This window comes from Mesorhizobium sp. M1088, assembly GCF_040318575.1.
In the GTDB taxonomy this organism is placed as follows: Bacteria; Pseudomonadota; Alphaproteobacteria; order Rhizobiales; family Rhizobiaceae; genus Mesorhizobium.
Genome location: NZ_JAMYMO010000076.1, coordinates 1 through 10,919, shown reverse-complemented (window position 1 = coordinate 10,919; position 10,919 = coordinate 1). Strand labels below are relative to the sequence as shown.

Annotated in this window: 12 protein-coding genes; 8 read left to right on the top strand and 4 right to left on the bottom strand. The window is 63.1% G+C overall.

The annotated features are described in order from the left end of the window. The first annotated feature begins 133 nt into the window (after positions 1–133). Complete coding sequence (locus tag NKH49_RS33845; protein WP_352453405.1) at positions 134–511, top strand: DoxX family protein; 378 nt, start codon at positions 134–136, stop codon at positions 509–511. Between the two features lie 23 nt (positions 512–534). Here NKH49_RS33845 and NKH49_RS33840 read toward each other — a convergent pair whose 3' ends face one another. Next, positions 535–1,257, bottom strand: coding sequence for an SDR family oxidoreductase (locus NKH49_RS33840; RefSeq protein WP_352929962.1), 723 nt, complete (start codon positions 1,255–1,257; stop codon positions 535–537). After that, the gene (locus NKH49_RS33835; protein ID WP_352929959.1) at positions 1,254–2,105 is read right to left on the bottom strand and encodes an SDR family NAD(P)-dependent oxidoreductase; all 852 of its coding nucleotides are present in this window, start codon (positions 2,103–2,105) and stop codon (positions 1,254–1,256) included. Before NKH49_RS33835 ends, NKH49_RS33840 begins: the two co-directional genes overlap by 4 nt. Positions 2,106–2,210: 105 nt before the next feature. Here NKH49_RS33835 and NKH49_RS33830 point away from each other — a divergent pair, with 105 nt between their 5' ends. After that, positions 2,211–3,083: a helix-turn-helix transcriptional regulator gene (locus NKH49_RS33830; RefSeq protein WP_352929956.1), complete on the top strand. Its 873-nt coding sequence runs from the start codon at positions 2,211–2,213 to the stop codon at positions 3,081–3,083. A 101-nt stretch (positions 3,084–3,184) separates the two neighbouring features. Here the strand turns inward: NKH49_RS33830 and NKH49_RS33825 are convergent, their stop codons facing one another. Continuing rightward, complete coding sequence (locus NKH49_RS33825) at positions 3,185–3,826, bottom strand: TetR family transcriptional regulator C-terminal domain-containing protein (protein ID WP_352491100.1); 642 nt, start codon at positions 3,824–3,826, stop codon at positions 3,185–3,187. A gap of 243 nt (positions 3,827–4,069) precedes the next feature. Between NKH49_RS33825 and aptA the strand changes: the two genes are divergently transcribed. From aptA to NKH49_RS33800, 5 genes are all read left to right on the top strand, one after another. Continuing rightward, complete coding sequence (gene aptA / locus NKH49_RS33820) at positions 4,070–5,398, top strand: omega-aminotransferase AptA (protein WP_352471500.1); 1,329 nt, start codon at positions 4,070–4,072, stop codon at positions 5,396–5,398. A gap of 73 nt (positions 5,399–5,471) precedes the next feature. Further along, a complete protein-coding gene (locus NKH49_RS33815; RefSeq protein WP_352929953.1) occupies positions 5,472–6,722 on the top strand; it encodes a Zn-dependent hydrolase in 1,251 nt (416 codons plus the stop codon). Between the two features lie 331 nt (positions 6,723–7,053). Continuing rightward, positions 7,054–7,419 carry an endonuclease domain-containing protein gene (locus NKH49_RS33810; protein WP_352471504.1) on the top strand — a complete coding sequence of 122 codons (366 nt, stop codon included), beginning with the start codon at positions 7,054–7,056 and terminating at the stop codon, positions 7,417–7,419. Between the two features lie 86 nt (positions 7,420–7,505). Next, positions 7,506–8,957: a dihydropyrimidinase gene (hydA, locus tag NKH49_RS33805; RefSeq protein WP_352929950.1), complete on the top strand. Its 1,452-nt coding sequence runs from the start codon at positions 7,506–7,508 to the stop codon at positions 8,955–8,957. A 29-nt stretch (positions 8,958–8,986) separates the two neighbouring features. Continuing rightward, on the top strand, positions 8,987–9,328 hold the full coding sequence (locus tag NKH49_RS33800; RefSeq protein WP_352820340.1) for a hypothetical protein: 342 nt from the start codon (positions 8,987–8,989) through the stop codon (positions 9,326–9,328). A 35-nt stretch (positions 9,329–9,363) separates the two neighbouring features. Here NKH49_RS33800 and NKH49_RS33795 read toward each other — a convergent pair whose 3' ends face one another. After that, positions 9,364–9,768 (bottom strand): cupin domain-containing protein, encoded by a 405-nt coding sequence (locus tag NKH49_RS33795; protein ID WP_352831246.1) that lies wholly within the window; start codon positions 9,766–9,768, stop codon positions 9,364–9,366. A gap of 161 nt (positions 9,769–9,929) precedes the next feature. Between NKH49_RS33795 and NKH49_RS33790 the strand changes: the two genes are divergently transcribed. Next, a complete protein-coding gene (locus NKH49_RS33790; protein WP_352503196.1) occupies positions 9,930–10,721 on the top strand; it encodes an ABC transporter ATP-binding protein in 792 nt (263 codons plus the stop codon). Positions 10,722–10,919 lie beyond the last annotated feature (198 nt).

The following is a 10,919-nucleotide window of genomic DNA, read 5'->3' as shown; positions in this document are numbered from 1 at the left end:
AACACCAGCTCTACCGGTTTTGGGGTCCTTTTAATCCAATTCCCGCCTTCCCCGCTTTTTTGGGGGGTTTCCGTTTTTCCCGGGGGGGCGCTTTGGGGCCGCCCGCCTCTTTTCTGCCCGAGGACCCGACAGCATGTTTTCAAACTTTGATAGTGAGATTCTATTCGCCGCCCGCCTGCTGCTTGGCGGCGCCTTTGTCTTTGCCGGCCTGCGCAACATCCAGAATGCGGCGTTGGTGAGCCAATTGATGACGACGCGCGGCGTGCCGCAGGCGCGGCCGGTGCTGTGGCTGGGGATCGTCCTGCAGATCATCGCCGGAGCGCTGGTGATCGCGGACATCTGGACCGCTCCGGCGGCGGCATGCCTGATCCTGTTCCTGGTTTTTGCTACGCCGATGTTCCACAATTTCTGGGATCATCAGGGGCCCGAGCGCGCGTCCCGCATCAATGGCTTTGTCGGCAACGTCGCGCTCACCGGAGGATTTCTGGCGCTGATCGCGCAGTCGCTTTGACACGCCTCGTGGAGGCAGCCGCCTTACGCCGCATACCGCAAGCCGCTGTCGCAGGTCAGCACCTGGCCGGTGACGAAGCTGTTCGAAACCAGGAACGCGATCGCGCTGGCGACGTCCTCGGCGCGGCCGATGCGGCCGACCGGTGTCTTGCCGGCATAATCGGCAAACACCGCATGGCGCTGTTCATCGGGTAAAAAGTCCCACCAGGGCGTGTCGATGACACCTGGCGCCACGACATTGACGCGTAACGGCTTCAGCTCCATCGCCAGGATCGGCACCACGGTCAGCAGCATGCCGTTGACGGCGGCGATGCCGGCGACACCCGGCGCTGACAATTGCGCCGACACCGCCGAGATGAAAGTCACCGAGCCGCTCTTGTTCAGCGTCGGCAAAGCGGCCTGCAGGCAGGAGAGCTGTGGCCGGACCTTCTCGTCGACGCCGCCGCCGATGTCGGTCAGGTCAAGTGTTTCGAACGGACCGAGCCCCTTGCCGCCGCTGGCGGCCAGCACCAGGTGATCGAAAGGGCCGAGATCGTTGAAGAACCGGCGAACCTCGTCCGGCTTCGCGGCATCGAAGGCAGCTTTTCCGACAGCGCCGCCAAGGCTTTGCCATGCATTGTCGAGCCGTTCCCTGCTGCGCCCGGTGATAGTCACCTTCATCCCCGGGCCGAGCAGCTTTGTCGCGGTGGCGAGGCCGATGCCGGAGGAGCCACCGACGATCACGGCGTGCTGCGTTTTCTCGGTCATGAATTTTCTTTCTTCGATGTTGCGGAGGCGGGTGCGAGCCCGACAAGGCCGAGGCTCAATTCACGCAACTGTTGCCTCGCCTTCGCGTCATAGGCTTGCGCATCGGCGCGGGATTCCCTTTGGCCGTCGAAATAGAGGCCGCTTCGCCCTTCGAGCGCCGGCGATGTGGCGAGATTGATGATGGCTTCGGCGCCGGTTTCGACCGAACTCCAGGGTGTGACGCCCGCCTGCCGCACCATCGTGGTGTTCATGTAGCTTGCCGGATGCAGGCTGTTGACCGTGACGCCGGTGCCGTTCAGCTGCTCCGCCAGATCGATGGTGAACATGATCTGCGCCAGCTTGCTCTGGCAGTAGGCACGAACGCCGTCATAGGAGCGGGTCAGCATGACATCGTCGAAGTCGATCGCCTGCTGGCCGGCCGAGGCGACGTTGATGATGCGCGCCGGCGCGCTGGCCTTGAGCAGTGGCAGCAGCTCCGTGGTGAGCAGGAAGCCGGCGAGATAATTGACGGCAAAACGCAACTCGTAGCCGTCGGCGCTAACCTGTCGTTTGGAGTTGGGGCCGGCTGTGCCGACGCCGGCATTGTTGATAAGGATATCGAGCCGCTTGGTCCTTGCGCGCACCGCCTCGGCGAGGCGGCGGACCTCGGCCAGGGAGGAGAGATCGGCGACCAGCAGCTCGGCCTTGCCGCCGGCGGCTTCGATTTCGGCCACGGTCGCCTTGCCCCTAGTCGCGTCGCGGCCATGCACCAGGATACGAGCGCCGCCGGCGCCGAGGCTTTGCGCGACGACGCGGCCGACGCCGTCGGTCGATCCTGTGATGAGCATTGTCTTGTCTTTCAGTTCCATGTTCAGAGCCTCCATGTCATCGCTCTGAACGGAAAGATGGGGCACCGGCCACTTGCCAAACAGTTCAAACTTTATCCTGGTATCGATACTGCTATAATAGCACCGATGGATTCACCGACACACTCCGCCGAAGACAGCCGCCGCCGCGAGCTTGGCGCCTTCCTGCGCTCGCGGCGCGAAAGGCTGACGCCTTCGGCCACCGGCATCCCGACGGGGTTGCGCCGGCGCACGCCCGGGCTGCGGCGCGAGGAAGTGGCGATGATCGCCGGCGTCGGCACGACCTGGTACACCTGGCTGGAGCAGGGCCGCGACGTTCGGCCGTCGGTGGAAGTGCTGACGGCGCTCAGCCGGGCGCTGCGCCTGGACACGGCTGAGCAACGGCATCTGTTCATTCTTGCCGGCCGCCCGCAGCCGGAGCGACGCGTCGATGCGCCGGAAAAGGTCGACGGTCCCTTGCTGCACATGCTGCAGAGCCTGGTCCTGCAGCCGGCCTATGTCCTTGGGCGGCGCTGGGATGTGCTGGCCTGGAACTCTGCCGCGGCAGCCGTGTTCGGCGACTATGGCGTGCTGGAGGGCGATGCCCGCAACATCGTCCATATGGTTTTCACCAGCCCGCAGCATCGGCGCCTGCTCGTTGACTGGGAGGAACTGGCGCGTGCCGTGCTGGCGTCGTTCCGGGCAGAAAGCGCCAGATACGTCGGCGATCCGGATTTCGAGCGGCTGATCGCGCTGATGACGCGCTCGAGCCCGGAGTTTCGCGCCTGGTGGCCGCTACGCGACGTGGCCCGCAACCTGTCGGGTGTGAAGCATGTCAGGCATCCGACGGCAGGCGCCATGGCGTTCGAGCATATGAGCCTTTCGATCGACGACGGCTCGGACATGAAGCTGATCGTCTACACGCCGCTCGCCGAGCAGAACTCGATCGCCAAGCTTGAACAGCTGCTGGAGACGCTTCCGGCCGAGCGGCGCAGCGCGTGAACCCAGCTTCGTCATCCTGGGGTCTGCGCTGCGTCGCTCCGCTCCTTGCTGCGCCCCAGGATGACGAAGCAATGGGGGAGGTTTGCGACAGCCGAGCTGCCTCAGCCCTTCGGCTTCAGCCCGTCGATGAACAGTTGCTCGAGAAACCTTGCGGCATCCTCGAAGCGGCCGTCGCCGCCGCGGTCAGGGCCGAGCACGGCGCGGACCTGGACGTCGAAATCGGCATAATGCTGGGTCGTCGCCCAGATCGAGAAGATCAGGTGCCAGGGGTCGGTGCGGGCAATCTTGCCGGCGCGCATCCAGCCCTTGATGACGTTGGCTTTCTCGTCGACCAACGTCTTCAACTCGCCTTCCAGCATCGGCATGATGCGCGGCGCGCCCTGCAGGATCTCGTTGGCGAACAGGCGGCTCTCGCGCGGGAAATCGCGCGCCATTTCGAGCTTGCGCCTGATGTAGCTGCGCAGTTCGGTCAAGGGGTCGCCGATATCGTCGAGTTCGCGCAGCGGCGCCAGCCAGGTGTCGAGAAGCCGCTGCATCAGCGTCTTGTGGATGTCCTCCTTGCGGCGGAAATAATAGAGCAGGTTCGGCTTCGACATGCCGGCGGCTTCAGCGATCTGGTCGATGGTCGAGCCGCGAAAACCGTTGGTCGAGAAGACTTCGAGCGCCGCCTCGAGGATGAGCTCGCGCTTTTCCAGCTGGATGCGGGTGCGGCGAGGAGCGGAGCTTTCGACCGCCCCCGTCACCCCGAAAAACTTTCGCCGCGAGGAGTGTCTGGACCAATTCTCTGGACCAGTTTTTCCTCGCCCTGTGGAGCGCACTTCGAAAGCCGCATTTCCGCTAGTAATCCCTTGACCGCTGATAAGGCGGTGCTAACGTTTGTCCAACCGGTCAAAAATTTGCGTAGCACGAAAACGTCGCGAAGACCAAGCGTTGGTAAGACCAAGCGTTAGCCGCACCGAAACAGGTTACAAGGGGAAGTCTTGGTCATGTCCAACCGGCTGAAAGTCACGCCGAACGATCTCAGCGCATTCTGGATGCCGTTCACGGCAAACCGGCAGTTCAAGCAGGCGCCGCGCATGATGGTGTCGGCCAAGGACATGCACTACACGACCAGCGACGGGCGCAAGGTGCTCGACGGCACCGCCGGCCTGTGGTGCGTCAATGCCGGCCACTGCCGCCCGAAGATCACCGAGGCGATCCAGAGCCAGGCGGCCGAGCTCGACTATGCGCCGGCGTTCCAGATGGGCCATCCGATCGTGTTCGAGCTGGCGAACCGGCTGGTCGACATCGCGCCGAAGGGCATGGACCATGTGTTCTTCACGAATTCCGGCTCGGAATCGGTCGAGACCGCGCTGAAGATGGCGATCGCCTATCACCGCGCCAAAGGCGAGGGCTCGCGCACCCGTCTGATCGGCCGCGAACGCGGCTATCACGGCGTCAATTTCGGCGGCATCTCCGTCGGCGGCATTGTCACCAACCGCAAGATGTTCGGCACGCTGCTCGGCGGCGTCGATCACATGCCCCACACGCATCTGCCGGAAAAGAACTCTTTCACCAAGGGCGTGCCGGAGCATGGCGCGGAACTGGCGAACGAGCTGGAGCGCATCGTCGCCTTGCACGACGCCTCGACCATCGCCGCCGTCATCGTCGAGCCGGTTGCCGGTTCCACCGGCGTCATCCTGCCGCCGAAGGGCTATTTGCAGAAGCTTCGCGAGATCTGCACCAAGCACGGCATCTTGCTGATCTTCGACGAAGTCATCACCGGTTTCGGCCGTCTCGGCACGCCGTTTGCGGCCGACTATTTCGGTGTCACGCCGGATATCATGACCACCGCCAAAGGCGTCTCCAACGGCGTCATCCCGATGGGCGCGGTGTTCGTGAAGAAGGAAATCCACGACGCGTTCATGACCGGGCCCGAGCACATGATCGAGTTCTTCCACGGCTACACCTATTCGGGCAATCCGATCGCCTGCGCGGCAGCGCTGGGCACGCTCGACACCTACAAGGAAGAAGGGCTGCTGACGCGCGGCGAGGAACTGGCGCCGTACTGGGAGGACGCGCTGCACTCGCTGAAGGGCGAGCCGAACGTCATCGATATCAGAAACATCGGCCTGATCGGCGCGATCGAGCTGGCGCCGATCGCCGGCCAGCCGACGAAGCGGGCCTTCTCGGCTTTTGTGAAGGCGTTCGAGCGCGGTGCATTGATCCGCACCACCGGCGACATCATCGCGCTGTCGCCGCCGCTGATCATCACCAAAGGCCAGATCAACGAATTGATCGACCATGTGCGCGAAGTGCTGAGGGCCGTGGATTGAACCAGGTGCAGCTTTCCCTCCCCCTCGAGGGGAGGGGGACGCTGGCGTGCCACAACCAATGAGGTTTTAGAATATGGCCGCCCCCGGCGAGAATCTGCGAATCAATTCAGACCGTTTGTGGGATTCGATAATGGAGATGGCGAAGATCGGCCCCGGCATTGCCGGCGGCAATAATCGCCAGACTGTTACTGACGAGGACGGCGAAGGGCGGCATCTGTTCAAGCGCTGGTGCGATGAGGCGGGGCTCGAAATGGGCGTCGACGAGATGGGTACGATGTTTGCCCGTCGCGAAGGCACCGACCCCAGCCTGCCGCCGGTCTATGTCGGCAGCCATCTCGACACCCAGCCGACCGGCGGCAAGTATGACGGCGTGCTCGGCGTGCTCGGCGGCCTGGAGGTAGTGCGCTCGCTCAACGATCTCGGCATCAAGACCAAGCATCCGATCGTCGTCACCAACTGGACCAACGAGGAAGGCGCCCGCTTTGCGCCGGCGATGATGGCGTCCGGGGTATTCGCCGGCGTGCTCGACCAGACCGACGTCTATTCACATGTCGACAAGGACGGCAAGAAATTCGGCGAGGAGCTCGAACGGATCGGGTGGAAGGGCACGGAGAAAGTCGGTGAGCGCAAGATCCACGCCTTCTTCGAATTGCATATCGAGCAGGGCCCGATCCTCGAGGACGAGGGCATCGACATCGGTGTCGTCACCCATGGGCAAGGACTGAAATGGCTGCAGGTGACGCTGACCGGCAAGGAGGCGCACACCGGCTCGACGCCGATGCCGAAGCGGCGCAATGCCGGGCTCGGCATGGCGCGGGTGATCGAACTGGTGCACGAGATCGCCATGGACTACCAACCCGACGCCGTCGGCGCGGTCGGCCATATGGAGGTCTATCCGAACTCGCGCAACATCATTGCCGGCCGCACCGTCTTCACCATCGACATCCGCTCGCCGGAAAAGGAGGTGCTGGACGCCATGGACGGCCGCATCCGCGACGGCATCGACACAATCTGCGACGCGCTCGACATCAAATATCAAATCGATCAGGTCGGCCATTTCGATCCGGTCACTTTCGACGCGGGCTGCGTCAAGGCTGTGCGGGATGCGGCGGAGCGCCTGGGATATACGCATCGCAATATCGTCTCGGGCGCCGGCCATGACGCTTGCTGGATCAACCGCGTTGCACCCACCGCAATGGTGATGTGCCCCTGTGTCGACGGGCTCAGCCACAACGAGGCCGAGGAAATCACCAAGGAATGGGCAGCGGCCGGCGCCGACGTGCTGTTCCATGCGGTGGTGGACACGGCGGGGATTGTGGGGTGAGATGTTGGCGCCGTACCCCCACCCCTAACCCCTCCCCACAAGGGGGAGGGAGACTTCCGTTGGCACTGACCTCGGGAAATTGCCTGCCTTTCGGCGCCAAAAGGGGACGTAAGGGCATGCGGCAGCGTTCCCTCCCCCTTGTGGGGAGGGTTAGGGTGGGGGTCCATCTTCGTAAGAATCCAAATGCGATTGCCCTGCCACAAGGGGGAGGGGGACTAGCAATGCCGACGTCTTTTTCTATGGCGAAAGCTTTGATGGGTTCAGCTGTGACAGCGCGGCACCAAGCCTCCCTCCCCCTTGTGGGGAGGAATTGAGGGTGGGGGTACTCGTCTTGGCACCGACCGCGATCGATCCAGCCGCCATCAAACGTGCAAGAATGTTGCGCCGGAACATGACAGAGGGCGAGCGTAAGCTCTGGTCCGAGCTGAAGGAGTTCCGTCGCCTCTACGGGTTACATGCAAGGAAGCAGGCGCCGATTGGGCCTTATATTGCGGACTTCGTTCTGCACGAGAAGAACCTCGTCATCGAGGTGGATGGAGAGCATCACTTTATGCCGGAGCAAATGGAGAAGGACCGCATACGTGATGCATGGTTTGGCCGACAGGGCTATCGTGTGCTCAGGTTTTCGACTGGAGACTTGGCAAATTCCTTCGATGGTTGCGTCGAGGAGATATTGCGGGAAGTTGGAGTCATGTAGAGGCCGTTCAGGGTTCCTCGACGCTGAACCGACCTGATCAAGCAAGGCGCTCACAAGAAGCGCGAAGAGAATAAGGGAACAAGAAAATGTCCAAAGTCATCAAGAATGGCACCATCGTCACCGCCGACCGCACGTGGAAGGCCGACGTGCTGTTCAAGCACGGCAAGATCATCGGCATCGGCTCGGATTTGCATGGCGACCATGAGTTCGACGCCAGCGGCTGCTATGTGATGCCGGGCGGCATCGACCCGCATACCCATCTCGAAATGCCGTTCATGGGCACCTATTCGGCCGACGACTTTGAATCCGGTACCCGCGCGGCCCTTGCCGGCGGCACGACGATGGTCGTCGATTTCTGCCTGCCGGCGCCGCAGCAATCGCTGCTCGAGGCTCTGCAGATGTGGGACAACAAGACCTCGAAGGCGTCCTGCGACTATTCCTTCCACATGGCGATCACCTGGTGGGGCAAGCAGGTGTTCGACGAGATGGCCACCGTCGTCGACAGGGGCATTACCTCGTTCAAGCATTTCATGGCCTACAAGGGGGCGCTGATGGTCGATGACGACGAGCTCTATTCGTCGTTCCAGCGCTGTGCCGATCTTGGCGCGCTGCCGCTGGTCCATGCCGAGAATGGCGACGTGGTGGCGGCGCTGTCGCAGAAGCTGCTGGCGGCGGGCAACAGCGGCCCGGAGGGGCACGCCTATTCGCGCCCGCCTGAAGTCGAAGGCGAGGCGACCAACCGCGCCATCATGATCGCCGACATGGCCGGCGTGCCGCTCTATGTCGTGCATGTCTCCTGCGAGCAGGCGCACGAAGCCATCCGCCGGGCGCGCCAGAAAGGCATGCGGGTATTCGGCGAGCCGCTGATCCAGCACCTGACGCTGGACGAGAGCGAATATTTCAACAAGGACTGGGACCATGCGGCGCGCCGGGTGATGAGCCCGCCCTTCCGCAACAAACTGCACCAGGATTCGCTGTGGGCCGGCCTGCAGGCCGGGTCGCTGCAAGTGGTGGCGACCGACCATTGTGCCTTCACCACCAAACAGAAGCGCAACGGCGTCGGCGACTTCACCAAGATCCCGAACGGCACGGGCGGGCTCGAGGATCGTTTGCCGGTGCTGTGGACGACCGGCGTCAAGACCGGCCGGCTGACGATGAACGAGTTCGTCGCGGTGACCTCGACCAACATCGCCAAGATCCTCAACATGTACCCGAAGAAGGGCGCCATCGTCGAAGGCGCGGACGCCGACATCCTCGTATGGGACCCGAAGCGCAAGAAGAAGATCACGGCCAAGAAGCAGCAGTCGGTGATCGACTACAATGTCTTCGAAGGTTTTGAGGTAACCGGCCTGCCGCGCTTCGTCTTCTCGCGCGGCGAACTGTCGATCGAGGAAAACGAGGTCAAGGCGAAGCCCGGCCATGGCGAGTTCGTCGCTCGCGAGCCGAACGCGGCGGTCAACCGGGCGCTGTCGACGTGGAAGGAGATTTCCGCGCCGCGCAAGGTGGAACGGACGGGCATCCCGGCGACGGGCGTTTGAGCTTGGCGAGTCACGGAGCGATTATCTCGATGGCCGCGGTGATCCTTGCCGCCGGGCCGGCGGCGGCTGACGTCCTTGCCGGCTCCTTTGGCAATGAGGTCGGTTGCGCTGGTGTACGGCTCGGTTATCAGGACAGCGACGATTATGTCGTGCTGACCGCCGACGGCGTCGAAACCTATGGCAGCGGCTGCCAGTTCGCACAACGATTGACGACGGCGCCTGGCACCCTGTTGTTGAGCTCCAGCTGTTTCGCCGAGGGCGAGGAGGGCACGACGACGGATGTCGTCAAGGTCATCAACAGAGGAGGGGACGGTTTCTTCGTGACCATTCCCGGCCTTGAGGAGATAGGGCCGCTGAAATCATGTTCGTGACGGTGCCGATGACGACCGCTGCCTCGATGCCGGCGTCAGGCGACCAACCCGTCCAGTTCCGGCAGCAGGACGACGCTTTCCTGTTCGTTGGGATCGGTGCGGGCAATGACCGCCGAGGCGGGGCCGTCGCTCAGATTGGCCGGCAGATGCGGCACGCCGGGGGGAATATAGAAAAGATCGCCGGCCTTGACCACGATATGCTGTTCGAGCCGGTCGCCATACCAGGTATGGACTTCGCCGGAGAGCACATAGATCGCGGTTTCATGGTTTTCGTGCATATGCGCCTTGGCGCGGGCACCCGGCGGCATGGTCAGCAGATGCATGCAGATGCCGGACGAGCCGACTGTTTCGGCGGCGATACCGCCGAAATAACTCAGGCCCTGCTTGCCTTCATAAGAGCTTTCAGGGCGGATAAGATGGCAAGTCGGTTTGGGCGACATCGGGGCAACTCCGGGCGTCTATCTGATGGGACAAGGGCGTGTAAAACTGGGGCGCGTAAAACTGGGGCGAGTAGGACTGGGCGAGTGGAAAGCAACATCGGGGTAAAATCAATGGGATTCCGGCCGGCGCCGCAGTGGCCGGAAGCGACAGGCTACGGCCGATGACGGGAGTATCGCCAGCCGTTGTTTCGGCAAGCAAGCTTGGCCTGACCTTCCAGACCAATGATGGTCCGGTGCAGGCGCTGTCGAATGTCGACCTGACGATCGGCAAGGGGGAATTCGTGTCCTTCATCGGGCCCTCCGGCTGCGGCAAGACGACCTTGCTGCGCGTCATCGCCGATCTGGAGAAGCCGACATCGGGAGCCATCTCCGTCAACGGCATGACGCCCGAGCAGGCGCGCCAGAGCCGCGCCTATGGCTATGTCTTCCAGGCGGCCGCACTTTATCCGTGGCGCACGATCGAGCGCAATGTGGCACTGCCGCTGGAGATCATGGGCCTGTCCAGGGCGGAGCAGGCGGCGCGCATCAAGCGCACCCTCGACCTTGTCAACCTCAGCGGCTTCGAGAAGAAATACCCCTGGCAGCTTTCGGGGGGCATGCAGCAGCGCGCCTCGATCGCGCGGGCGCTCGCCTTCGACGCCGATCTTTTGTTGATGGACGAGCCGTTCGGCGCGCTGGACGAGATCGTGCGCGATCACCTCAACGAACAGCTGCTGGAGCTTTGGGAGCGCACCAACAAGACTATCTGCTTCGTCACCCATTCGATCCCCGAGGCGGTCTATCTGTCGACGCGCATCATCGTCATGTCGCCGCGCCCGGGGCGTGTCAGCGACGTCATAGAATCGACGCTGCCGAAAAAGCGACCGCTCGATATCCGCGAGACGCCGGAGTTCCTGGCCATCGCGGCACGCGTGCGCGACGGGCTGAGGGCGGGGCACAGCTATGATGATTGAGCGGGATGAGCTCCCTCCTCTCCCCGTCGGGGCTAGCGGCCATGCCTTCGTCATCCTAGGGCGGAGCAGCCGCGAAGCGGCCTGCGCAGACCCTAGGATCCATATGTGGACGGCGCCCTGCCTGCAACGGTTGTTTTGCGTCGTTTTCGATCGCTTGCGTCCATATGTCCGGCCTTTGAGCACGGTCCTTGCGGCCGC

Excerpts from the sequence above, each read along its gene's own strand:
- NKH49_RS33845 (WP_352453405.1), top strand. The coding sequence starts at position 134 with ATGTTTTCAAACTTTGATAGTGAGATTCTATTCGCCGCCCGCCTGCTG.
- NKH49_RS33840 (WP_352929962.1), bottom strand. The coding sequence starts at position 1,257 with ATGACCGAGAAAACGCAGCACGCCGTGATCGTCGGTGGCTCCTCCGGC.
- NKH49_RS33835 (WP_352929959.1), bottom strand. The coding sequence starts at position 2,105 with ATGGAACTGAAAGACAAGACAATGCTCATCACAGGATCGACCGACGGC.
- NKH49_RS33830 (WP_352929956.1), top strand. The coding sequence starts at position 2,211 with ATGGATTCACCGACACACTCCGCCGAAGACAGCCGCCGCCGCGAGCTT.
- aptA (WP_352471500.1), top strand. The coding sequence starts at position 4,070 with ATGTCCAACCGGCTGAAAGTCACGCCGAACGATCTCAGCGCATTCTGG.
- NKH49_RS33815 (WP_352929953.1), top strand. The coding sequence starts at position 5,472 with ATGGCCGCCCCCGGCGAGAATCTGCGAATCAATTCAGACCGTTTGTGG.
- hydA (WP_352929950.1), top strand. The coding sequence starts at position 7,506 with ATGTCCAAAGTCATCAAGAATGGCACCATCGTCACCGCCGACCGCACG.
- NKH49_RS33800 (WP_352820340.1), top strand. The coding sequence starts at position 8,987 with ATGGCCGCGGTGATCCTTGCCGCCGGGCCGGCGGCGGCTGACGTCCTT.
- NKH49_RS33795 (WP_352831246.1), bottom strand. The coding sequence starts at position 9,768 with ATGTCGCCCAAACCGACTTGCCATCTTATCCGCCCTGAAAGCTCTTAT.
- NKH49_RS33790 (WP_352503196.1), top strand. The coding sequence starts at position 9,930 with ATGACGGGAGTATCGCCAGCCGTTGTTTCGGCAAGCAAGCTTGGCCTG.